Annotated in this window: 20 protein-coding genes; 15 read left to right on the forward strand and 5 right to left on the reverse strand. The window is 72.1% G+C overall.

Translation table 11 applies throughout. The annotated features are described in order from the left end of the window. The first annotated feature begins 73 nt into the window (after positions 1 to 73). The 8 genes from GVV04_RS20635 to GVV04_RS20670 all read left to right on the forward strand — a co-directional run bounded on the left by GVV04_RS20635 (position 74) and on the right by GVV04_RS20670 (position 9,091). Complete coding sequence (locus tag GVV04_RS20635) at positions 74 to 1,264, forward strand: ABC transporter substrate-binding protein (protein WP_161689713.1); 1,191 nt, start codon at positions 74 to 76, stop codon at positions 1,262 to 1,264. Positions 1,265 to 1,337: 73 nt separating this feature from the next. Further along, a complete protein-coding gene (locus tag GVV04_RS20640; RefSeq protein WP_161689714.1) occupies positions 1,338 to 3,191 on the forward strand; it encodes an ABC transporter permease in 1,854 nt (617 codons plus the stop codon). A 2-nt stretch (positions 3,192 to 3,193) separates the two neighbouring features. Continuing rightward, positions 3,194 to 4,369 carry an ABC transporter ATP-binding protein gene (locus GVV04_RS20645; RefSeq protein WP_161689715.1) on the forward strand — a complete coding sequence of 392 codons (1,176 nt, stop codon included), beginning with the start codon at positions 3,194 to 3,196 and terminating at the stop codon, positions 4,367 to 4,369. After that, positions 4,366 to 5,154, forward strand: coding sequence for an HAD family hydrolase (locus GVV04_RS20650; RefSeq protein ID WP_201753847.1), 789 nt, complete (start codon positions 4,366 to 4,368; stop codon positions 5,152 to 5,154). The genes GVV04_RS20645 and GVV04_RS20650 overlap by 4 nt, the downstream gene beginning before the upstream one ends. Next, a complete protein-coding gene (locus tag GVV04_RS20655) occupies positions 5,151 to 5,996 on the forward strand; it encodes an inositol monophosphatase family protein (protein ID WP_201753848.1) in 846 nt (281 codons plus the stop codon). Before GVV04_RS20650 ends, GVV04_RS20655 begins: the two co-directional genes overlap by 4 nt. Then, the gene (locus GVV04_RS20660; RefSeq protein WP_161689716.1) at positions 5,993 to 6,841 is read left to right on the forward strand and encodes a Cof-type HAD-IIB family hydrolase; all 849 of its coding nucleotides are present in this window, start codon (positions 5,993 to 5,995) and stop codon (positions 6,839 to 6,841) included. The genes GVV04_RS20655 and GVV04_RS20660 overlap by 4 nt, the downstream gene beginning before the upstream one ends. Positions 6,842 to 6,849: 8 nt before the next feature. Beyond that, positions 6,850 to 7,542 carry an MBL fold metallo-hydrolase gene (locus GVV04_RS20665; protein WP_201753849.1) on the forward strand — a complete coding sequence of 231 codons (693 nt, stop codon included), beginning with the start codon at positions 6,850 to 6,852 and terminating at the stop codon, positions 7,540 to 7,542. A 64-nt stretch (positions 7,543 to 7,606) separates the two neighbouring features. Further along, positions 7,607 to 9,091 carry a CoA-acylating methylmalonate-semialdehyde dehydrogenase gene (locus tag GVV04_RS20670; protein ID WP_161689718.1) on the forward strand — a complete coding sequence of 495 codons (1,485 nt, stop codon included), beginning with the start codon at positions 7,607 to 7,609 and terminating at the stop codon, positions 9,089 to 9,091. Positions 9,092 to 9,142: 51 nt separating this feature from the next. Here the strand turns inward: GVV04_RS20670 and GVV04_RS34445 are convergent, their stop codons facing one another. Continuing rightward, complete coding sequence (locus GVV04_RS34445; RefSeq protein WP_328822486.1) at positions 9,143 to 9,988, reverse strand: helix-turn-helix transcriptional regulator; 846 nt, start codon at positions 9,986 to 9,988, stop codon at positions 9,143 to 9,145. 123 nt (positions 9,989 to 10,111) lie between these two features. Here GVV04_RS34445 and GVV04_RS20680 point away from each other — a divergent pair, with 123 nt between their 5' ends. Genes GVV04_RS20680 through GVV04_RS20700 form a run of 5 tightly spaced genes read left to right on the forward strand, consistent with a single transcriptional unit; the run spans position 10,112 to position 14,686 of the window. Then, positions 10,112 to 11,113: an ABC transporter substrate-binding protein gene (locus GVV04_RS20680; protein WP_161689720.1), complete on the forward strand. Its 1,002-nt coding sequence runs from the start codon at positions 10,112 to 10,114 to the stop codon at positions 11,111 to 11,113. Beyond that, on the forward strand, positions 11,110 to 11,919 hold the full coding sequence (locus GVV04_RS20685) for a siderophore-interacting protein (protein WP_161689721.1): 810 nt from the start codon (positions 11,110 to 11,112) through the stop codon (positions 11,917 to 11,919). The genes GVV04_RS20680 and GVV04_RS20685 overlap by 4 nt, the downstream gene beginning before the upstream one ends. Beyond that, positions 11,909 to 12,898, forward strand: a complete 990-nt coding sequence (locus tag GVV04_RS20690; protein ID WP_201753850.1) for a FecCD family ABC transporter permease — start codon at positions 11,909 to 11,911, stop codon at positions 12,896 to 12,898. Before GVV04_RS20685 ends, GVV04_RS20690 begins: the two co-directional genes overlap by 11 nt. A 5-nt stretch (positions 12,899 to 12,903) precedes the next feature. Continuing rightward, positions 12,904 to 13,917, forward strand: coding sequence for a FecCD family ABC transporter permease (locus tag GVV04_RS20695; RefSeq protein WP_161689957.1), 1,014 nt, complete (start codon positions 12,904 to 12,906; stop codon positions 13,915 to 13,917). Next, positions 13,910 to 14,686 (forward strand): ABC transporter ATP-binding protein, encoded by a 777-nt coding sequence (locus GVV04_RS20700; protein WP_161689722.1) that lies wholly within the window; start codon positions 13,910 to 13,912, stop codon positions 14,684 to 14,686. The genes GVV04_RS20695 and GVV04_RS20700 overlap by 8 nt, the downstream gene beginning before the upstream one ends. A 331-nt stretch (positions 14,687 to 15,017) precedes the next feature. Here the strand turns inward: GVV04_RS20700 and GVV04_RS20705 are convergent, their stop codons facing one another. Then, the gene (locus tag GVV04_RS20705) at positions 15,018 to 15,461 is read right to left on the reverse strand and encodes a hypothetical protein (protein WP_161689723.1); all 444 of its coding nucleotides are present in this window, start codon (positions 15,459 to 15,461) and stop codon (positions 15,018 to 15,020) included. Positions 15,462 to 15,764: 303 nt separating this feature from the next. On the opposite strand from GVV04_RS20705, the gene GVV04_RS20710 reads away from it, so the two are divergent. Beyond that, positions 15,765 to 16,445, forward strand: a complete 681-nt coding sequence (locus GVV04_RS20710; RefSeq protein WP_328822487.1) for a response regulator transcription factor — start codon at positions 15,765 to 15,767, stop codon at positions 16,443 to 16,445. A gap of 27 nt (positions 16,446 to 16,472) precedes the next feature. On the opposite strand, the gene GVV04_RS20715 is transcribed toward GVV04_RS20710, so the two are convergent. The 3 genes from GVV04_RS20715 to GVV04_RS20725 form a co-directional block, all read right to left on the reverse strand. Next, a complete protein-coding gene (locus GVV04_RS20715; RefSeq protein ID WP_328822488.1) occupies positions 16,473 to 18,425 on the reverse strand; it encodes an ABC transporter ATP-binding protein in 1,953 nt (650 codons plus the stop codon). Continuing rightward, the gene (locus GVV04_RS20720) at positions 18,422 to 20,128 is read right to left on the reverse strand and encodes an ABC transporter transmembrane domain-containing protein (RefSeq protein WP_235966496.1); all 1,707 of its coding nucleotides are present in this window, start codon (positions 20,126 to 20,128) and stop codon (positions 18,422 to 18,424) included. The genes GVV04_RS20715 and GVV04_RS20720 overlap by 4 nt, the downstream gene beginning before the upstream one ends. Before the next feature lie 125 nt (positions 20,129 to 20,253). Beyond that, complete coding sequence (locus tag GVV04_RS20725) at positions 20,254 to 21,258, reverse strand: P1 family peptidase (protein WP_201753852.1); 1,005 nt, start codon at positions 21,256 to 21,258, stop codon at positions 20,254 to 20,256. Positions 21,259 to 21,487: 229 nt separating this feature from the next. On the opposite strand from GVV04_RS20725, the gene GVV04_RS33280 reads away from it, so the two are divergent. Further along, a partial coding sequence (locus GVV04_RS33280) for a M23 family metallopeptidase (protein WP_328822489.1) occupies positions 21,488 to 22,486 on the forward strand: 999 nt, incomplete at its 3' end.

Here is a 22,486-nt window from a genome sequence, read left to right on the forward strand (position 1 = left end):
ATACGCCTTCACCACATCCGACGGACGAGTTGGCTCTCACCCGCATGCTCCGCCACCGAGGAGGTTCGCGCACGTGGACAGCCGCCGTATAACGATCCCGATCCGTCCCACCCGTCGCCTTGCCGCTGCCGCAGTCGGCATCGCCGCGCTCGTCGCAGCCGCCGCCTGCGCCCCGTCCAGCGGGAGTGAACAGCCCGGCGCACTCCCGTCCGCCTCCGTCGACGCCTCCTTCGACCTCGACGCCCTCGTCGCGGCCGCGAAGAAGGAGGGCAGCGTCCTCGTCTACGACTCGACCGGCGACATCAAGAAGGTCGCCGAGGCATTCACCGCCAAGTACGGCATCAAGGCCGAGGGGGTGAAGTCCGACACCCAGAAGACCGCCGAAAAGCTCGTCCGGGAGAAGGAGGCCGGCAACGTCGCCGTCGACCTCACCCTCTTCTCCGACGGCCCGTTGCTGGCCGGCGAGCTGCTGCCCCGCCAGGTCGTCTACACGTGGTTGCCGCCGGATCTGCTCAAGGACGTCCCGGAGACCAACCGCAACCCACTGCTGGTGCTGTCGAAGGCCAACGTCTGGGTGTACAACCCGAAGATCTACCCGAACGGCTGCCCGGTGAAGAACGCCTGGGAGCTCACCGAGGACAGCTGGCGCGGCAAGGTGCTGCTACAGGATCCGCTGGGCAAGGCGACCATCGTGCAGTGGCTCAGCCAGACCGCCGGCCACGGCGCCGCGCCGCTCGCCGACGCCTACCAGCGGCACACCGGCAAGGCCCTGCAGACGACCGAGAAGAACGCCGGCTGGGAGTGGGTCAAGAAGCTGGCGAAGAACAAGCCGATCATCAACAGCGAGGACGAGAACATCGCCGCCGCCGTCGCCGCGCCGCAGCAGACCGAGGGACGCATCGGCCTGGTGTCGATCGCGAAGTTCCGCGACGTCGAGGGCAAGGGCTACCAGATGGCCGTCTGCGAGGGCCTGAGCCCCTGGGTCGGGTTCTCCTACTCCAAGTACGTCGCGATCGCCACCGGGACGAAGCACCCCAACGCCGCCAAGCTGTTCGTCCACTTCGTCATGACGCAGGAGGGCATCAAGCACGAGATGGAGGAGGGCGGCGTCTCGGGCAGCACCGCCGTGCCGCCCAGCGACGGCAACCCGAAGGGCCTCACCGACTGGGGCACCCAGTTGTTCGCCATGGACCCCAAGGGCCTGCTCGACGACTACCAGAACACCCAGACCGTCCAGGACTTCTGGCGCGTGCAGCACAACTGATCCGGCGGGTGCTCACCGAGTCACCACGATCGGTGGGCACCATGGCTCTGCTTGAAGGGACAAGACACTCAAGATGGCAGTCATCGACCGTCCGGCACCGCCAGCGCCGCCGCCGCCCACGCAGACGCCGGCCAGCCGTTGGGGCCGGATACGGTACCGGGCACGAGTCCTGCTCGCCGAGCCGACCACGCTCATCGGCATCGCCCTCGTGCTCATCTTCGGTTACCTGGTCATCGCGCCTCTGGTGGCCATCGTGTCGGATGCGGCACGCGTGCAGTTCGGCGACGACAGCCGGGCCGGGGCGCCGGCCGGATCGCTCACGGGTTACTACCTGTGGCGGGTGTTCCGGTCACCGATCAGCGCCAGCCTGTTCTGGGAGCCGCTGTCACACACCGTGGTCGTCGGGCTCGGCGTGGTCGTGTTCGCCGTGGTGCTCGGCGGTTCGATGGCGTGGCTGGTGACCCGGACCAACGTGCCGGGCCGCAAGTTCCTCGCCGGCGCCCTCGTCGTTCCGTACATGCTGCCGTCGTGGACGTTCGCCCTGGCCTGGCTGACCCTGTTCAAGAACAACCGGTCCGGCGGGACCCCGGGCTTCCTGGAGACCTGGGGTGTCCAGACCCCCGACTGGCTCGCGTACGGCGCCGTGCCGATCATCGTCACCCTCGGCCTGCACTACTACCCGTTCGTGTTCCTGCTGTTCGGCAACGCGCTGCGGCGGATCGACTCGCAGTTGGAGGAGTCCGCGCGGGTGCTCGGCGCCAACCGGAGCCAGGGGATGCGTCACGTGGTCCTGCCGCTGCTGCTGCCCTCGCTCTCCTCCGCCGTGCTCCTCGTGCTCGGCCGGGTGCTGGGCACCTTCGGCACCCCGTACATCCTCGGTCTGCCCACCGACTACGCGATGTTGTCGACCAGCCTGTACCGCAGCATCCACACCCGGGCCCCCGGCGTGGCCGCCGTCATCGCCGCCGTCATCGTCCTGCTCGGGGTGCTCGTCGTGCTCATCGACATGCGCCTGGTTCGTGAACAGCGCCGGTTCGTCACCATCGGCGGCAAGGGCAGCATGGACCGGGCCACCGACCTGCGTCGCTGGCGGTGGCCCGCCTACGGCCTCGCCATGGCCGTCTTCGTCACCAGCGTCGTCGTGCCGCTCGTGACCCTCGCGCTGTCCACGGTGACCTACGCGCCAGGCGTGTTCCGGGCCGACAACTTCACGCTGAAGTTCTGGACCGCCGAGTCGATCCCGGAGGCGGTCGGCTTCCCGCACGGCCTGCTGCGCAGCGGCGACCTCTACGAGGCGATGTGGAACAGCCTGCGCATCGTCGGCATGGCGGCCCTGGTCTGCGGCCTCGTCGGGCTGATGGTCGGGTACGTGGTGGCCCGCTCGCCCAGCCGCCGGCTGTCCGGCACCCTGCGGCAGGTCTCGTTCCTGCCCTACCTGGTGCCGGGCATCGCCTTCGCCGCCGCCTACCTGACGCTGTTCGCCGTCCCGCGCGGCCCGATCCCGGCGCTCTACGGCACGACCCTCCTGCTGGTCGTGGTGATGGCGATCACCCACCTGCCGTACTCGTCGCGGTCCGGCATCTCCGCCATGATGCAACTGGGCCGCGAACCGGAGGAGGCGGCCCAGGTGGCCGGTGCCGGCTGGCTCACCCGGCTGCGCCGGATCGTGCTGCCCATCCAGAAGGGCGCGCTGACCACCGGCGTGTTGCTGCCGTTCATCTCCGGGCTCAAAGAGCTGTCGATCGTCATCATGCTCACGACCGCGAGCACGCCCCTGTTGACCACCCTGTCGATCAACCTGGTCGACTTCGGGTATCGGCAGCAGGCCAACGCGGCGGTACTCATCATCGCCGCCCTCTCGTTCACCGTCACCTACCTGGCCCAGCGGGCCACCAGAAGCAACCTCGCCACGGGCCTGGGAGGCTGAACATGCCGAACATCGAACTCATCGGCGTCGACAAGAGCTACGTCGCCGGCCAGTACGCGGTGCGTGACCTGCACCTGACCATCCCCGACGGCGGCTTCATGTGCCTGCTCGGCCCGTCCGGCTGTGGCAAGACCACGACCCTGCGGATGATCGCCGGCCTCGAGCAGCCCACCAGGGGCGACATCCGGGTCGGCTCACGGCTGCTGGACTCCGTGGGGCAGGGCCTCTTCGTGCCGCCCGAGAAGCGGGGCATGGGGCTGGTGTTCCAGAGCTACGCGCTGTGGCCGCACATGACGGTCACCCGCAACGTCGAGTTCGGGCTGATGATGCGGAAGACACCCACGGCGCAACGAGCGCAGCGCGCCGCCGAGGCCATGGAGATGCTGCACATCGCCGACTACGCGGCCCGCTACCCCTCGCAGTTGTCCGGCGGGCAGCAGCAGCGGGTCGCACTGGCCCGGATGCTCGCGGTCGACCCGGAGGTCATGCTGCTCGACGAGCCGCTGTCGAACCTCGACGCGAGGCTCCGCCTCGAGATGCGCGCCGAGATCAAGCGAATCCACCAGCGCTCGCACGCCACCGTCGTACTGGTCACCCACGACCAGCTGGAGGCGATGACGATGGCCACCCACGTCACCGTCATGAACGAGGGAGTCGTCGAGCAGACCGGCACGCCGATGGAGGTCTACGAGCGGCCGGCAAGCGTGTTCGTGGCTCAGTTCGTCGGCAGCCCACCGATGAACACCATGCCGTTCGGGTCGGCCGACGTGGCCGGTCCCGGCGCCACCGTGGCGGACTACGTGGCCGCCCGGGTCGGCCGCCCGCCCACCGACGGAACGGGCGGCGTCCGGCCCGAGGCACTCCACATCGCGTACGCCGACGCCGACGTTCCCGACGGCGTCTGGCGGGCGCCGGCCGTGGTCGACACGGTCCTGCCCACCGGCTCCGCCTGGACCGTGCAACTGCGGTGCCACGGCGAGCCGCTGTACGTCCAGTCCTACCGGAAGATCGAGACGACGCCGGGCGCCGAGGTGACCCTCTGGGCCGCCGCTTCCGACCTGCACGTGTTCGATGCCGACGGCCGCCGGATGACCGGCTGGGACCAGTTCCTGCGCGAACAGCGGTCCGGGCAGCGTCCCGCCGCCGGGCCGGCCGTCGCCTCCGGGTCGGGCCGGTGATCGCCGCACGGCTGTCGCGGCCCCGCGCGCTGCTGCTGGACTTCGGTGGCGTCGTCGTGCAGTCCGAACGCCGGGACACCTGGATCACCGATCTCGCCACCGAGATCGTCACGATGCTCGGCGCGGCCGGCTGCACCGAGCTGACCATCGACGACGTGGTCCGCGACGTCCGGGCCGCCGCCGCCGCCGACTCCGCGTGGAAGAACGCGATGTCGCGGCTGTCCGCGCCCGCCGAGCTGACCTGGCGGATGTACTGGTCGGAGTTCGTCGCCGCCGACTGGCCCAATCAGGCGCGCGCGTTGGTGACCAGCCAGGCGTGGCTCCTGTGCCGACGCCAGGGTGAGCTGCGCTCGACGCGGGTCGCCCGCAACGGCATCGAGGATCTGCTCCGGGGCGCGCGGGAACGCGACATCCCGGTGGCGATCGTCAGCAACGCGATGTCGGGGATCGTGCACCGGGACTGGCTCGCCCAGGCCGGCCTCGACAAGGACCTGGCGCTCCAGCTGTACAGCGACGAGCTCGGCATCCGCAAACCCAACCCGGAGCTGATCCGCCTGGCGTGCCGCGCGCTCGCGGTCGCGCCGAGCGACGCGTGGTACGTCGGCGACAACTTCGACCGCGATGTCGTCTGCGGCATCCGGGCCGGGGTCGGAGCGACCGTCCTGATGACCGCCCGTTCCACCCACGACCGGCCGTTCGTCGTCGCCCAGACGCCCGACGCGGTCGTCGACGACCCGGCCGACCTGCTGCGGCTGCTCACCCGCACCGACGAAAGGCACTCATGACCACGATCGACGTGAAACGCTCCGCCCAACTGGCGGAGGTGGCCGCCGAGGCCGCCACCGCAGTCGGTGACATGCTCCGCGGGGCGTTCCGCTCCCGACCCGAGGTCGACTACAAGCGCGATCGGCACGACCCCGTGACCGTGCACGACAAGGCGGCCGAGGCGCGGATCCGCGACATCGTGCTCAACGCCGAGCCGGACAGCCGCATCGTCGGCGAGGAGGGCGGCGCGGTCGGCGAGGGCCGCGTCGAATGGCACGTCGACCCGATCGACGGCACGGCGAACTTCGCCCACGGGCTCCCCTTCTTCTGCACCTCGATCGGTGCCGTGGTCGACGGGCGGGTCGTCGCCGGAGCGATCTACGACCCGCTACGCGACGACCTGTACACCGCCACGCTCGGCGGGGCCTGGCACAACGGACGGCCGCTGGCCAGCGTCGGCGCCGCCGACGAGCAGCAGGCGCTGCTGCTGACCAGCTACCCGAGCGCACGCGAGATCAGAGCCGCTCCCGACCGGGCGGTGCGCCGGCAGACCGACCTCATCATCGAGTACCAGACGTTGCGTCGCATCGGCAGCGCCGCGCTGAGCCTGGCGCACGTCGCGACCGGCTGGGCGGATGCGGCACTCGGTATCGGTGTCAGCAGCTGGGATGTCGCGGCCGGCTCGCTGCTGGTGACCGCCGCTGGCGGCCACTACCTCGGCCTGCGCCCGAACGACGTCGAGACGGACCGGGCGGCGTGGCGCGAGCGCGGCTACTTCGCCACCGTCGGCACGCTCGACCCGGCCGGATCGACCGCGCTCGAGGCGTTCGCGGACACCCACCGGCCGGTGGCCCTGACGTGACCAGCTCCGACACCCGCCTGGGCCCGGGTACCGCCCTGCGGTACCGCTGGGTCGTCACCGACCTCGACGGCACACTGGTCGACCGCGACCTCGCGATGGTGCCGCGTAGCCGCGCGGCCCTACAGGCGTTCCGCAACGCCGGCGGGCAGGTCGTCATCGCCACCGGCCGCAGCGCCGCCTCGGCTCGGCGCTACTACGACGAGCTCGGCCTCACCGGGCCGGCGATCCTGCTCAACGGCGCGCTCATCGCGAACCTGCACACCGGGGAGGTGCTGCACGCGAACCGCTTCGACGAGGCGACGTGGACGGCGGTCCGCGCGCTGGTCGAGGCGCTTCCGCCCGACGTCGCCGCCGTCGCGTTCGTCGGTGAGCGGGCCCTCGCCACGTACCAGCCGGCCTGGGTCGACACCTATGCCGCCCGCGACCGCGTCACCGTCGAACGCATCGAGAACTGGCACGACATCGACGGCATCAGCAAGGTCATGTTGCTGTGCGCCGACACCGACGCCGCGCACCGCATCGCCGCAGTCGCCCGCGGCGCTGCCGAGGTGACCGTCGTGCTGTCCGAGGCCACCTACGTGGAACTGCTCCCCGCGGGCGTGGACAAGGGCGTCGCGCTGCGCTGGCTCGCCGACCACGAGCAGGTGGACCTGGCCGAGGTCGCGGCCGTCGGTGACAACCCCAACGACGTGCCCCTGCTGTGGGCCAGCGGATTCGGTGTGGCGGTCGGCGACGGGCACCCGGAGGTCCTGGCCGCGGCCTCCGCGGTGGCGGGCACCTGCCTCGAAGGCGCCGTCGCCGACGTCGTCGCCATCGCCATCGGCACCGCTCCGGCCGCCGAATGAGGCTCACCGTGATCGGCTGTTCGGGCTCCGCGCCCGGCCCGGACGCGGCGTGCTCCTGCTACCTGGTCGAACAGGACGGCTGGCGGCTCCTGCTCGACCTGGGCACCGGAGCGGTGGGGCCGCTACAGCGGTACGCCCCCGTCACCGCGCTCGACGCCGTCTTCGTCACCCACGCGCACGGAGACCACTGCGACGACCTCACCGCACTGGCCTACCTCCGATCCGCCGCGGGTGAGGCCGGGGCACTGCCGGTGTACGGGCCGGCCGCCGTCGAGAGCCGGCTGGCGCAGCGGCCTCCCGCCCATCGACGATTCACCTTCGGGCCCGCCCCGGAACGCATCGGCCCGTACCGGGTGCGTACCGCTGTGGGTCGGCACCAGGTGGAGAACTGGGCTGTCCGCCTCGACGACCAGCTGTGTTACACCGGCGACAGCGCACCCTGCGACGCCCTCGACGACCTCGCCCACGGTTGCGCCGTCGTGCTGGCCGAGGCATCGGGGTTCGACGACGAGTCCGTACCGAACCACCTGACCGCCGGCGACGCCGGCAGGCTCGCCCGCCGGGCGGAAGCCCAACTCCTCGTGCTGACCCACATCCGGCCCTGGCATCGGGATCGGATCGCCGACCTGCTGGCCGAGGCCGCCCGGCACAGCTCCTGCCCCGTCGTCCTCGCCACTGCCGGCCTCACCCTGAGCCTCTGACGGATCCGTCCGGGTGGTGTCGCCGGCCCGGGCCCCGGTCAGCCTCCGTTAGGAAAGGAACACCATGCGCAGCATCGAGCACTGGATCGACGGCAAGCCGGCCCAACCCCTGTCGGGACGCACCGCCTCCGTCTGGAATCCCGCCACCGGGCAGCCGCAGGCCACGGTGCCGCTGGCCAGCTCCGCAGAGGTCGACACGGCTGTCGCCGCCGCGGCGCAGGCGTGGCTCTCGTGGCAGGAGACCTCGCTGACCGCCCGGACGAAGGTGCTCTTCGCCTTCCGCGACCTGGTCGAGAGGCACACCGACGACCTGGCCCGCATGATCACCGCCGAGCACGGCAAGGTCCTCGACGACGCCCGGGGTGAGGTGACCCGCGGCCGGGAGGTCATCGACTTCGCCTGCGGCATCCCGCAGCTACTCAAGGGCAGCTACTCCGACCAGGTGTCCACCGCCGTCGACTCGTACACGTTCCGGCAGTCGCTCGGCGTGTGCGTCGGTATCACGCCCTTCAACTTCCCCGTCATGGTTCCCCTGTGGATGCACCCGATCGCCATCGCCTGCGGCAACGCCTTCGTCCTCAAGCCCAGCGAGCGTGACCCCTCCCCGTCGAACCTGATCGCCGAGCTGTACGCCGAGGCCGGGCTGCCGGCCGGCGTGTTCAACGTGGTGCACGGGGACAAGGAAGCCGTCGACCGGCTGCTCGACCATCCCGACGTCGCCGCGGTGTCGTTCGTCGGTTCCACGCCGGTCGCCCGCTACGTCCACCAGCGGGCCAGCGCCTCGGGCAAACGGGTCCAGGCGCTCGGTGGCGCCAAGAACCACGCCGTCGTGCTTCCCGACGCCGATCTCGCCGACGCCGCCCGGCAGATCACCGCCGCGGCGTACGGCTCGGCCGGGCAACGGTGCATGGCGATCTCCGCCGTGGTCGCGGTCGGCTCCGCCGCCGACGAGCTCGTGCCCCTGCTCACCGAGCAGGCACGCCGGGTACGCGTCGGGCCCGGGGACGCGGAGAGCAGCGAGATGGGACCGGTCATCACCGCCGAGGCCCGCGACAGGATCACCGGGTACGTCACCCGGGCCGCCGAGGCAGGCGTCCCCCTGGTCGTCGACGGGCGGGAGGCACCCACCCGCGACGGGTTCTTCGTCGGCCCGACCCTGTTCGACGCGGTCAGCACCGACGCGGAGGTCTACCGCGACGAGGTGTTCGGGCCCGTGCTGGTCGTCGTACGCGCCGACAGCTTCGACGATGCCGTGCGCATCGTCAACGCGAGCGAGTACGGCAACGGCGTCGCGCTGTTCACCGGAAGCGGGGCGGCGGCACGCCGGTTCACCCGGGCGGTGACCGTCGGCATGGTGGGCGTCAACGTGCCCGTTCCGGTGCCGATGGCCTACCACTCGTTCGGCGGCTGGAAGAACTCCCTGTTCGGTGACACGCACGTGCACGGCCCCGAGGGCGTCAGCTTCTACACCCGGGGGAAGGTCGTCACGACCCGGTGGCCGAGCGGATCCCCCTCGGCGGTCAGCCTGAGCTTCCCCACCACAAGCTGACGGCTCCCGGCCGGGGACGACGGGGCCGCGACGGGCTGGGGTTTCCCGCGCCTATCGGCGGGCACGGGACAACAGAATGGACGCGGCGTCGTCGTCTCCGGCGTGGATCATCGCCGCGGCGCGGCCCGGCGTGCAGCCGTACTCCCGGACGAAGGCGGAGATGAAGGCGGACGGGCTGGCGTATCCGATGCGCCGGGCGACCTCGCCGACCGGTCGGGTGCGCAGCAGCGTCAGTGACGCGCGCAGCCGCAGCCCGGTCCGCCACTGCGAGTACGACATGCCGAACTCGCGGGCGAAGTCGCGTTGCAGCGTCTTGACGCTGACGTGCAGCCGCTCGGCCCACTCGTCGAGGCGGGTGGGGTCGCCGGGGTCGTTCGCCAGCGCCATGGCGACCGTCACCGCGACGCCCGAGCCACCGGCCTGCCCGTCGTCGGCCGGGCGGGAACGGGGGTCCAGCCCGGCCATGATCCGTCTGCGGGCCTCGGGCGCGCCGCGCTCGTCGTACTCCCGGTCGGCGATCGCCAGGACGAGTTCCGCCGCCTCGACGTCGATGCGGGCGGCGCCGGCCCGGAGGCCGTCGAGGGCGGCGGGCACCTCGCGCAGGCAGACCCGGTAGACGGTCTGCCGGTCCGCCGCGTGCACCTCGTGGGTCACCGCCCGCTGGACCCAGAAGGCCTCCCCCGGGCCGATGAAGGTGGTGCTCCGGTCGTGCCGGGCGGAGAGCACGCCGTCCGGCGACCAGTAGAGCTGGTGCAGGAAGTCCTGTCGGTTCTCGCCGAACGCCAGCCGGGCCGCCGAGCGGTATTTCAGGACGAGGATCCCGTCGGGCCGGCCGAGGCCGTAGCCGAACTCCTCGCAGCTGACGGGATCCGCCGCGAGTGGGGGCGCGACTGTCACGCTCTGACCTCTCCTCGACATTGGTTGACCTCTCGTCGACATCCCGAAAGGGAGAGTAAGGGTAGCCTAAGCTTCGCAGCCCAGCGGGGTTGCCACCCCTGTAGTCCCTCGAAGGAACAGTAGATGTCCGTACGACAGCACTGGCGTCCGGCCGTCGCCGCAGCCCTGGCACTCGCCGTCATGACCGGTTGCGGATCCGGCTCCGAACCCGCCCCCAAGTCCGACGGCGGCTCCGGAACCCGCGTCTTCTCCGCCGACAACGGCGAGATCAAGATTCCCGCCGCCCCCGAGCGCGTGGTCGCCACCGGCTATGCGGTGCCGGCCCTCATCGAGGCGGACGCCGCCCTGGTGGGGATCTCGACCTGGAAGCGCGGCCTGGCGATGATGACCGAGCAGGATCGCGCCGCCTACGACCGGCTGCCCAAGGTCGCGGGAGAGTCGGCCGCCGAGACCAACTACGAGGCCATCGCCGCCGCCAAGCCGGACCTCATCGTGATCGGCGTGCCGAAGCCCGTCCTCGGCGACATCGACCTGAAGCGGCTCGAGAGCATCGCGCCCGTCGTGGCGATCGGCCCGACGGTTCCGGACGCCTGGCGCGAGCTGTCCCGCCGCCAGGCCGACGCCGCCGGACGCACCGAGCACTTCGAGACGGCCAAGGACGCGTACGAGAAGAAGGCCGGAGAGCTGAAGGCCAAGTACGGCACCGCGCTCGCCGGCCTGAAGTTCGGGCACGTGGGCTCCTACGGCGACACCTCCAAGGGCACGTTCCAGCGCGAGTTCGCCAAGGCGTGGGGCACGAACATCGCCCAGGACGCGGGCGTGACCTACTACGGCGAGGTCAAGGAGAAGGCCGGCGGCGGGCGCGACGTCAGCGAGTACCCGGCGCTCGAGGAACTGCCGGAGAGCCTCGGCGAGGCCGACGCCATCACGTACACGGTCCAGCCCGACGGCACCCCCGCCGAGTCCGTGAAGCAGGTGCTCGACTCCGCGCTGTGGAAGAACCTGCCCGCGGTCAAGGCCGGCCGGGTGTTCCCGCTGCGGTACACGGAGGCGGCGACGTACGAGTCGGCCCTCAAGACCCTCGACTCCATCGACACGGCATTCGCGCCGCTGCTCAACCGATGACCGTCGACCGGCACGACCCTGCGGCGCGAGTCGCCGCCCACCACCGCTCCGGCAGCGGTACGGCCCGGATCGGCTACCCGATCGGGGTGCGGCGCGTCCGGGTCGTCGCCCGGCAGCAGCTGACCCCGCGCATGCTGCGGCTGACCCTCGGCGGCCCGGCCCTCGCCGGGTTCCACACCTACCAGGCCGACGACCACGTCAAGATCGTCTTTCCCGATCCGGACGGCACCCGTCGAGACCCCGTCCCGAACGCGCAGGACATGCTCGACTGGCCGCGGCCACTGCCCACCTCCCGCAAGTACACCATCCGTCGGTACGACGCCGCCGCCCACGAGCTCGACCTGGACTTCGTGCTGCACGACGGCGGCGTCGCCTCGACCTGGGCCGCCTCGGCGGAAGTCGGCGAAGAGGTGACGATCGCCGGCCCACCCGGGGCGAAGGCATTCCCCCACCACCACGACCACTACGTCTTCGCGGTCGACGGCACCGCCCTGCCGGCGGTCGGCCGGTGGCTGGAGGAGGCCCCGGCCGACGTGTCGGCCCAGGTCGTGGTCGAGGTCGACGACGACGCCGAACGGGGCTACCCGCTGGCGCGGCGCGACGGGGTGGCGGTGACCTGGCTGGTGCGCGACGGCGACCACTCGACACTCGCGGAGACCGTGCGGTCGCTGCGCCTGCCGGCCGGGCGGACGTTCCTCTTCGCGGCCGGCGAGGCGACCGACATCAGGCCGCTGCGCGCCTGGGACCACGGCGACTCGCTGATCACCGGTTACTGGAAACGTGGGATCGCCGGGCTTGAAGACTGACCTGTCCCGCCGGGTACCACTCCTGCTCGTGTCCGCCGCGCTGCTCGTCGTCGCGGCGGGCGCGAGCATGGCGGTGGGTGCCCGCCCCGTCGCGGTGGGCGAGGTCTGGCGGGCCCTCACCGACTTCGCCGGCACCACCGACCACCTCGTCGTACGCGACATCCGGCTGCCCCGCACGATCCTCGGCGTCTGCGTCGGCGCCGCCCTCGGCGCGGCCGGCGTGCTGATCCAGACGCTGACCCGCAACCCGCTGGCCGAGCCCGGCATCCTCGGCGTGACCGCCGGGGCCGGCTTCGCGGTCAACCTGGGTGTCCTGGCGGGCATCGCCGGGTCGCAGGCCGGGCAGCTCGGGCTCGCGGTGGCTGGTGCCGCCCTCGCCGCGGTCCTGGTCTACGCCGTCGGGCGGGTCTCGCCCCTGCGGCTGGTCCTGGCCGGCGTCGCCCTGAGCTGGGTCCTGATGGGCGTCTCGCTCGGCCTGCGGCTGACCTTCCCCGACGTCTTCGACCGGTACCGGTTCTGGTCCGTGGGGGCGCTGGCCGGCACCGAGCAGACGCCGCTGGTCGTGCCCGTGCTGGTGACCGTGGCCGCCCTGGTCGCCGCGATGGCCGCGACCGGGCCGCTGAACGCCCTGGCCCTCGGCGAGGACGTCGCCCACGCGCTCGGCGCCCACGTGACGCGGATCCGGGTCACCGTCCTGGTGCTCGTCACCGTGCTCACCGGCGTCGCCACCGCCGTCGCGGGGCCGATCGCGTTCGTCGGCCTCATGGTGCCGCACCTGGCCCGGCGGCTGGCCGTCGACTCGATTCCGTGGATCATGGCGTACTCGATGCTGCTCGGGCCGATCCTGCTGCTCGTCGCCGACATCGGCTCGCGGGTCCTGCTGCCCACGGGCGAGGTCCCGGTGTCGATCGTCACGGCGTTCCTGGGCGGCCCGGTGCTGATCTGGGCCGTCCGTCGCTACGGTGCGGGGGCGCTGTGAGCGCGATGACGCTGCGGGCGGGGCCGGTCGTGGTCCAGGTCGAACGACGTACGGCCGCCGTGTCGTCGGGGCTCGTCGCGGTCGCGGCGGTCCTCGCCCTGGTCGCCCTCTGCTACGGGCAGGCCTGGGCCAGCCCGACGGAGGTGTTCACCGCCCTGTTCTCCGGCGACGAGTCGGGCTTCGTGATCAGGGAGTGGCGGTTGCCCCGGGTGACGGCGGCGCTGGTCTTCGGCGCCTCCCTGGGTCTCGCCGGAGCGATCTTCCAGAACCTGACCCGCAACGCGCTGGGCAGCCCCGACGTCATCGGCCTCGACGCGGGCGCCTACACCGGCGCCCTGGTGGCGATCACGATGCTGAACGGCACCGCCGGGCAGCTCGCGGCGGGCTCGGTGACGGGTGGGCTGCTGGCCGCGGCGGTGATCTACCTGCTGTCGCTGAACTCCGGGCTCAGCGGCCTCCGGCTGGTCGTCATCGGAATCGCCGTCAACGCGATGCTGACCGCCCTGAACTCCTGGATCGTGCTGCGGGCCGAGATCGATGTGGCGCTCGCCGCGACCGGATGGAACGCCGGTTCGCTCAACGGCATCGACTGGGCCGAGGCCCGGCTGCCGTTCGCCATCGTCGCCCTGCTCGTGCTGCTGCTCGTCGTGCTCTCGAACGAGATGCACCAGGCGGCACTGGGCGACGAGGTCGCCCGCACCACCGGCGTGCGCCTGGGCCGGCTCCGGCTGCTGATGGTCCTTGCCGGCGTGGGCTGCACCGCCACCGTGACCGCGGTCGCCGGGCCGGTCGTGTTCATCGCCCTCGCCGCGCCCCAGATCGGCCGGCGGCTCGCCCGGGCCGCCGGCGTGCCCCTGGTCCCGGCGGCGCTGACCGGCGCGGTGCTGCTCCTGGCCGCCGACCTCGTCGCCCAGCTGCTGTTGGCGCCGGTCGCGCTGCCGGTCGGCGTGGTCACGACGGCGATCGGCGGCTGCTATCTCATCTGGTTGCTCGGCATGGAGGTGAAACGCAGTGGGTAGCCGCCTGACCGCGGAGGACGTCACGCTCGGCTACGGGGAGCGGATGGTGTCGACGCGGGTGAGCCTGGCCGTGCCGGACGGCGCGTTCACGGCCATCGTGGGGCCGAACGCGTGTGGGAAGTCGACGTTGCTCAAGGCGTTCGTCCGACTGCTCACGCCGTCGTCGGGAACGGTCCGCCTCGACGGCCGGGACGTTTCCGGCCACCGCCCGAAGATGTTCGCGCGACAGGTGGGGTTCCTGCCCCAGGGCCTGATCGCCCCGGAGAACATCGTCGTCCGGCGGCTCGTCGCCCGGGGCCGTTACCCACACCAGTCCCTGCTCGCCGCCGGGTCGGCCGCCGACGAGGAGGCCGTCCGGTCGGCCATGGCGGTGGCCGGCGTCACGGACCTGGCCGAACGGCCCGTCGAGGAGTTGTCCGGGGGGCAACGGCAACGGGTCTGGATCGCGATGGTGCTGGCGCAGGAGACCCCGTACCTGCTGCTCGACGAGCCCACCACGTTCCTCGACATCACCCACCAGTACGACCTGCTGGCGCTCTTCGCGCGGCTGCGCGACGAGGGCAGGACGATCGTGGCGGTCCTGCACGACATCAACCAGGCCTGCCGTTTCGCCGACCACATCGTGGCGATGAAGGGCGGCCGGGTCGTCGCGCAGGGAGCGCCGGCCGACGTGGTGGACGCGGCCCTCATGCAGGAGGTCTTCGGCCTGCCGAGCATCGTGATGGCGAACCCGGTGACCGGCACTCCGATGGTGGTGCCGACCGTCTGACGTCCTGGCCCTGTCCGGGAATCCACCGGACAGGGCAGGCGGCCGGCAGGCTGTAGCCACGTGGTCAAGGACCCGACCGCCAGCGGCCTTGAGGGAGGGCGACGTGCACCTGGCCCGCCGAGTGCAACGCGTCGCCGGCACCTCCGCGCCGACCGCCGTCGCCGCCCGGCCCGCCGGCCCGGCCGGGGCCCGGACCGGGCAGTGCCCGCCGGTGGTTCCGCCACCGCCTGCGGGGAGACGGTGCCGGCAGCACGCTGCCGGCACCCGCCCACCTGCCCGGTCAGGTCACCCCGCGCCCGGAGCGGGGTCCGGGGTCCCGCGAGACGGCGGCCTAGCCCCACACGTAGTGCACGTTGACGTAGATCGGCGAACCCCAGTTGACACACACCCGGGCGGAGACGCCGCCGTTCCACACCGCGACGTTGTGCACGGTGATCTCGGCCGGGCCGATGAACTCGTTGCCCGCGCCGTCGACCTCGGTGGCCGAGACCGTGACGGGGTACCTCGGGGTGACCGGCAGGCCGTTGAGGTTGAGGTTCCAGCAGTTGTTGCGGGCACCCCAGTAGTGGGTGTAGCCGCCGGCCATGGCCAGGAAGTCGACGGTGTCGGTGGCGGTGGGCAGCTTCGACTTGCCCGAGGTCTGGCCGGCAGCGGCGGCCACCCGTGCGGTCGGGGCGGACCCTTCGTCCTGCGGGACCGCGGCGGACGCGGTGCTGGCCACGAAAACCCCCGGGACCAGAACCGCGGCAGACGCCAACAAGAGCGGCATCTTCATGGAAAGCTCCTTCTCCACTCGTCACGCGCTCACGGGCTAAGCGCTGGCAAGAATTGTCGGAGAAACAACAGGCCCGTCACATCTGGCCACGGGTCACATCCGCCGGGTGCACCTGGGGCGCAGCCGGTCAGGCCGCGCCGCCCCGGGGGCACTCGCGGGCATTGCCCGTCAGTGCAGTCCGTAGCCGCGTGCCGGGCCTGAGGTGGCTACCGTCCGGTCCCCGACTGGCCAGGTCACAGGCCGTGCACCTGCCGATACGTTGACCGCAACAACTCAATGGTGATCGCATTGGAAGGACCGGTCGTGACGCGGAGCGAGAACGGGCCGAGTCAGCGGATCAGCGTGGTCGTCGCCGACGAACAGCCGCTGATGCGCGCCGGCCTCGCAATGCTGCTGACTGTGGAGTCGGACATCGAGGTGGTGGCGGAGGCGGCCACCGGAGTCGGGGCCGTGGTCGCCGCGCGCGAATGGTCACCCGAAGTCGCGATCGTCGACGGGCTGATCGTCGACGGGCTCGATGCCACCCGGGAGCTGACCGACATGGGCGTCAGCGTGCTGGTCCTGACCGGTCACTGCCTCGACGCGGTGCTGTACGGCGCGTTGCGCGCCGGAGCCACCGGCCTGCTGCTCAAGAGCACCGCGCGCGGCGAGCTGGTGCAGGCGATCCGGGCTGTCGCCGCCGGCGACGGCTGGCTCGACCCCGCAGTGACCCGCATGCTGATGCGCGAGTTCGCGTCCCGAGCCGAACCGGGAGCGCGCACCCCGCAGGAGCTCAGCCAGCTCACCGGCCGCGAGCGGGAGGTGCTGATCATGGTCGCGCACGGCTTCACCAACCGGGAGATCGCCGAGCGGCTGTTCATCCGGGAGGGCACGGTGAAGGCACACATCGGCCGGGTGCTGACCAAGCTACGACTGCGCGACCGCGCCCAGGCCGTGGCGGCGGCGTACCAGAACGGGCTGGTCGTGGTGGAGGCCAGGCGGTAGGCCGGGCGGGCGCACCCGGAACCACGGTCAGTTCTCGCGCGGCGCCGAAACCTGGGCGTACTCCTCGCTCTCGCGTCCTTTCGGGACCACGGGGCCGGGCATGCTCCAGGAACGCCACAGGCGGCTGTACCCGCCCCCCGCCTCCAGCAACTGGCCGTGCGTGCCGTGCTCGGTGATGCGCCCGTGCTCCAGGACGACGATGCGGTCAGCGGTGGCCGCCTGGCTGAGCCGGTGGGCGACGATCAGCGTGGTGCGGCCCTCGGTGGCCGCCGTGGCGGCGCGGTCGAGGTCGCGCGCGCCCGCGCTGCCAGCCTCCGCGGTGGCCTCGTCGAGGACCGCGACGGCGGGGTCGGCGAGGACGAGGCGGGCCAGGGCAAGCTGCTGGGCCTGGGCGGCGGTGAGGTGCCGGCCGCCCTCCCCCACGCTCGTGGCAAGGCCGTCGGGCAGGGTACGGAGCAGGGCGGTGGCACCGACGAGATCGAGGGCAGCGGTGATCTCGGCGTCGGTGGCGTCCGGGTCGGCGAGGCGCAGGTCGTCGCCGAGCGTCCCGGCGAAGATGTGCACCTCCTGGCTGATCAGGGCGATCTCGCGACGGACCCGGTGCTCGCCCAGTTGCGCCAGCGGCACGCCGCGCAGGCACACCGAGCCACGAGTGGGCGCGATGATTCCGGCGGCGATGCCGGCAAGCGTGCTCTTGCCCGCTCCGCTCGCTCCGACGAGAGCGACGCGTTCGCCGGGTGCGAGACGGAGGGTGATGTCCCGCAGCACCACGGGTCCGTCGTCGTAGCAGTGCCGGGCGATGACCACCTCCAGCGCCGCAGGCTCGGGCATGCCCGGCCCCACCGTCGCGGACCGTCCTCGACGAGCGGGCCCGGGGGCGTCGGAGGAAGCGGGACCGTCGGGACTGTCGTGGAAAGCGGGGGCGTCGGGACTGTCGGAGGAAGCGGGGGCGTCGGGGGAAGCGGGGCCGGGCAGTGAGGTGACGCCGACGAGCCGGGCGAGGCTCGCCCCGGCCTGGAGCACGGAGTCCGACTGGAGCAGCAGCAGGCCGATGGGGTTGAAGAGGCGGTGGAAGTAGAGCGCGGCGGTGGTGGCCGCCCCGACGGTGACCAGGTCGTCGCGGACCAGCAGGAAGCCGGCGAGCAGCACGGCGGCGAGCCCCACGAACTCCGACCGGTTCATCCGCAGCCCAAGACGCGTGTGGAAGTTGAAGATCTCCAACGACAGGTCGCGGGCGACGGCGGAGCGATCGGCGATCCGAGCGACGTGGGCGTCTTCCATCCGGTAGGCGCGCACGGTCGCCGAGCCACGAAGCGCCCCGGCCATCGCCTGGGCCCGCTCGCCGGTCGCCACCCGCTCGCGCGCGTAGTACGGAACCGACCGCTTCAGGTACCAGCGCAGCGCCAACGCGTAGGCCGGGGCGGCGGCCAGGCCGGCGAGGCCGAGCCGCCAGTCGAGGGCGAAGAGCCCCGCCGCGGTCAGCACGATGGACAGCAGCGCGCCGAGGAAGGCGGGTCCGCTGGTGCTGATCACATTCGTCGCCACGGCCACGTCGTCGCCGGCGCGGGCCACCAGGTCCCCGGTCCCGGCCCGCTCCAGCGTGGCCGACGGCAGGTGCAGGGCACGGTCGATGACCCGCTCCCGCAGCCGCGCCAGCACGGTCTCGCCAAGGCGCGCGGCGACCGCGGCCCCGGCCGCGGTGAGGAGCCCGGCGAGCACCGCCGCGCCCGCGATCACGCCCGCCCAGGCCACGATCCGTGGCGTGTCGGACCCGGCGATGACGTCGTCGACGAGCCGACCGAGCACCCAGGGGGCGACGAGCCCGGTCGCGGCTGCGGCGACCAGCAACGTGGCGGCGGTGACGCTGAGCCCGGGCAGCCGGGCGAACTCGGCCCGGAGGGCGGCCCAGGTCTGCCGGGCGGTGGCCGTCGGCAGCAGTTGCCTGGACTCGACGCCGATAGTGGTCGACTCGTCGGTCACCGCAGGACCTCCTCCCGGTAGCGGGCGTCGCCGGCGAGCAGTTGCTCGTGCGAGCCCTCGGCGATGACCCGCCCACGGTCGATCACGGCCACCCGGTGCGCGATCCGCAGCAGAGCCGGACTGTTGGTGATCAGCACGGTGCCGCGGGCTTCCGCCCCGCGAGCCGAGGCCAACCCCTCGGCGACCAGCAGCTCGGTCACCGCGTCGACCGCCGTGGTGGGATTGTGCAGCACAAGTACCGGCGGGTCGGCGACGAGCGCCCTGGCCAGCCCGATCCGCTGCCGCTGCCCGCCGGACAGGTTCGCCCCCCGCTCGGTGAGCAGGCGATCGACCCCGTGCGGGTGCGCGGCGAGCACGTCCTCGGCCGCCGCAGCCCGCACCGCGGCGTGCAGGACCGCCTCGTCGGGGCCTGCGCCTGCGGTGAGATTGTCGCGCAGCGTGCCCTCGAACAACGCCACGTCATGCTGCTCGACCAGCACCGTGCTGCGCAGGGCGTCGATGTGCAGCTCTTCGGCGGGCACGCCGTCGACGTACACCGTTCCCCGATAGTCCTCTCGGGGCACCCGGCCGGACAGCAGCGCGACCAGCGCCTCGGCCTCGCCCGGATCGTAGGCGAGCACGCCCAGGACCTCACCGGCGCCGACCCGCAGACACACTCCGTCGAGTCCGGCGTACCCGACCGTGTCGAGGGCGAGGCGCGACGGGTCCGGGGCGGGCGGCCCGGCGGTTCCCGGCCGGGTGAGCGGCGGGGCACCGAGGACCCGGGCGACCCGCCCCGCGGAGGCTCGGGCCATGGCGAACACCTGCACGCCGTACCCGAGCGTCTGCACGGGCTCGGCGATGAACTGGGCCAGCCCGACGACGGCGACGAGCTCGCCGATGGTGAGCCGGCCCTCCAGCGCGAGCCAGCCCGCGACGCCGGCGACCGCCGCGAGGAAGAGGCCGTTGACAGTGGTGGTGAGCCCCAGGTGCAGGCCCTTGGTGGTGGCGGCGCGCAGGGTGACCTTGAGGGCGTGACCGCTGGAACCCGCGTACCGGCGTGCGGCGTGTTCCTGGGCGCCGATGCCGCGCAGCACGCGTAGGCCGGAGACAAGGTCCACGGCGAGCGCGGTGGTGGCGGCGAGGGCCTCCTGCTGAGCTGCGCTGCGCCGGGTGAGCAGCGGCGCCATCCGTTGCAGGGCGACGACCAGCAGCGGCACCCCGATGAGCACCCCGAGCCCGAGCGGAACGTCGACGACGAGCAACGCGACGGCCGCGACCACGAGCGCGGTGAGCGCGGCGGCGCAGAACCCCGCGACCCGTACGACGAGCGCGGACAGCTCGGCGTCGGAGGCGGTGACGGACAGCAGCTCGCCGTCGCGCATGCCCGAGCGGCGTCCGCGCGGGTCGAGGGCGCTCCCGGCGATCTCGACCCGCACGTTGTGTGCCTCCTGCTCCACGGCGGCGTACGCCTGGCGGGCGCCGGTTCGGTAGGCGAAGGCGAGAACGGTGAAGAGGGCGGCAAGACCGGCGAGCGAGAGCAGCAGCGCGGGCACGTCCCCGGTGGCGACCGCACGGTCGATGATCACGCCGATGGCGACCGGCACGAGGGCCTCGGTGGCCTGGTGGACGCAGAGCAGCGTGATGCCGGCCGCCACCCGGCCGCGCTGGCGGCGCAGGGCGCGGCGCAGCACCACCCGACCGCTGATCTCGTCGCCGGCCATGGGCGTCAGGCCCCTGCGAGAACGAAGGAAAATGTGTACACGAGCTGCGCCCTCCCAGCGATCAAAGGACAGGTTAGCCTGACCTAATATTCGACGGCACCGGGGCCGGACCTCTGCCCGGCGAATCAGAACAGCTGGCCCGCGTCGGCGGGCAGCCGGCCGGCGCTGACGAGCCGCTGGAGCACCTCGTGGTGCGGGACGGCGTGCTGCACCCTGCCCCGCACGCCGGTGGTGGTCGTGGCCATGAACAACGAGTTGAGCAGTGCCTCCTCGACCGAGTCCATGACGGCGGCGAAGAGCGGATCGATCATCCCGTCCGGTAGCGGCTGCCGCGGTTGCGGTGCGGTGGTGAAGGCGATCGCGTAGTCGCCGCTGCCGTTGGCGTACGCCGCGCCCACCCGGGACATGGCGAACACGGCCCGGCGGGCGAGCCGGCCGAGCTGGCGGGCGTCCACCGGCGCGTCGGTAGCCACGATGATCATGCACGAGTTGCCGGGCGGCTCCTCCCGGTCGTGCTGCGGCGCCAGTTCGGCAGCCGGCATCGGGACTCCCAGCACGGTGAGGATGCCGCTGAAGTTCGACTGGACGAGGGCGCCGACGGTATGGACGGAGCCGTCGACGCTGACCCGTCGCGACGAGGTGCCGATGCCGGCCTTGAAACCCAGGGCGGTCGTGCCGGTGCCCGCGCCGACGCACCCCTCCACCGGCAGCCCGGCCGAGGCGCACTCGATGGCATCGAGCACGTGCTCCTCGGTCACCGGGCGACGGCGGATGTCGGACAGGTGGGCATCGTTGGTCTCCCCGACCAGCGGGTTGAACGACACTCCGGCCGGGTGCCGGTCCATCAGGTGGGTGAGCACGGCGTCTGCGGCGCGGAAGACCGACAGGGTCGCGGTCAGCACGATCGGTGACTCCAGGACGCCGAGTTCGTCCACCTGCGTCGAGCCGACGAGCTTCCCGTACCCGTTCCCGACGTACACGGCGGCCGGAAGCGCCGGGTGCCCGGCGCTGAGCCGGCGCGGTACGACGGCGGTGACGCCGGTGTGCAGGTCTGCGCCGTCATCGATGGTGACGTGACCGACCAGGACGTCGGCCACGTCGGTGATGGCGTTGAGGGGGCCGGTCGGCAAGGCACCGACGGTGATGCCGAGGTCCCGTGTCCGGCGTGGTTTCTGGTCCACCGCACTCCTGTCATCGTGGTCAGCCTGGCACGGTACCCACGATCGTCGGGTCGGTGCACCGGCCCGGCCCAGGTTCGCGCCGGCACGACGCCGAGCGGCGGCCGGGACCCAGAAGGGCTCGTCTATATTTGCGCGCAGCGTTGTATCGATGTCGAGAAGATCGCGAGAAGGGCAGAGCGTGACTGGAGAGACAGCGGGGAGGCGGCTGCGCGCACTCGTGGCCGCCGCGGCCGTCCTGTGCGGGCTTGCGCTCGTGCCGGCCCAGCCGGCGTCAGCTCAGACCGGAGCGATGATCCAGCCGGTGGGCGGGCGGGTCACCGGAGTGCTTTCGAACAGGTGCGGCGGCACCGACAGCGATCACTACGGGGTGGACATCGCGGGAAACAGCGGGATGGCGATCGGTGCCGCCTACACCGGCACCGTCACCTTCGCCGGCTGGTCCTCCGGCGGGGGCAACATGGTGACGGTCGCCCACGCCAGCGGCTACCAGACCAGATACCTGCACATGGTGCAGCAGCCCGCGGTCGCCGTCGGGCAGCGGGTCGGGCAGGGGCAGGTGCTCGGGTACGTCGGCAGCACCGGCAACTCCACCGGCCCCCACCTGCACTTCGAGATCCGGCGCAACGGCGCGGTGCACAACATCACCCCGGCCTACTCCTGCGGCGGCACGGTCGCCAAGGGCGCTCCCATCAACCTGGCGTTCGAGGACCTGACGCCGACCGACGCGGTCCCCGATCGGTTCGCGTTCGTGAACTCGGGCGGCGTGCTGCACGCCAAGGACGGCGCGTACGCGCCCTGGCAGGCCATCAACTCCGGCGGAGCCACCAAGGTCGTCCTCAGCGGCAACTGGATCGGCTGGCAACAGGGCGGCAACTTCTACGCCAAGGACGGCATCTACGCCGAATGGCTCACCATCGCCGGAGGCGGACAGGTCACCGACATCGCCATCAGCGGCAACCGATTCGCATTCGTCAACTCCGCCGGCGTCCTCTACGCCAAGGACGGCGCCTACGCGCCCTGGCAGGCCATCAACTCCGGCGGAGCCACCAAGGTCGTCCTCAGCGGCAACTGGATCGGCTGGCAACAGGGCGGCAACTTCTACGCCAAGGACGGCATCTACGCCGAATGGCTCACCATCGCCGGAGGCGGACAGGTCACCGACATCGCCATCAGCGGC

The sequence above is a fragment of the Micromonospora rubida genome, from assembly GCF_009908295.1.
Taxonomy (GTDB): domain Bacteria; phylum Actinomycetota; class Actinomycetes; order Mycobacteriales; family Micromonosporaceae; genus Micromonospora; species Micromonospora rubida.

What these genes read in the sequence shown, in the direction of transcription:
- GVV04_RS20640 (WP_161689714.1), top strand. Translation starts at nt 1,338, where the DNA reads ATGGCAGTCATCGACCGTCCGGCACCGCCAGCGCCGCCGCCGCCCACG.
- GVV04_RS20645 (WP_161689715.1), top strand. Translation starts at nt 3,194, where the DNA reads ATGCCGAACATCGAACTCATCGGCGTCGACAAGAGCTACGTCGCCGGC.
- GVV04_RS20655 (WP_201753848.1), top strand. Translation starts at nt 5,151, where the DNA reads ATGACCACGATCGACGTGAAACGCTCCGCCCAACTGGCGGAGGTGGCC.
- GVV04_RS20670 (WP_161689718.1), top strand. Translation starts at nt 7,607, where the DNA reads ATGCGCAGCATCGAGCACTGGATCGACGGCAAGCCGGCCCAACCCCTG.
- GVV04_RS20680 (WP_161689720.1), top strand. Translation starts at nt 10,112, where the DNA reads ATGTCCGTACGACAGCACTGGCGTCCGGCCGTCGCCGCAGCCCTGGCA.
- GVV04_RS20685 (WP_161689721.1), top strand. Translation starts at nt 11,110, where the DNA reads ATGACCGTCGACCGGCACGACCCTGCGGCGCGAGTCGCCGCCCACCAC.
- GVV04_RS20695 (WP_161689957.1), top strand. Translation starts at nt 12,904, where the DNA reads ATGACGCTGCGGGCGGGGCCGGTCGTGGTCCAGGTCGAACGACGTACG.
- GVV04_RS20705 (WP_161689723.1), bottom strand. Translation starts at nt 15,461, where the DNA reads ATGAAGATGCCGCTCTTGTTGGCGTCTGCCGCGGTTCTGGTCCCGGGG.
- GVV04_RS20720 (WP_235966496.1), bottom strand. Translation starts at nt 20,128, where the DNA reads ATGGCCGGCGACGAGATCAGCGGTCGGGTGGTGCTGCGCCGCGCCCTG.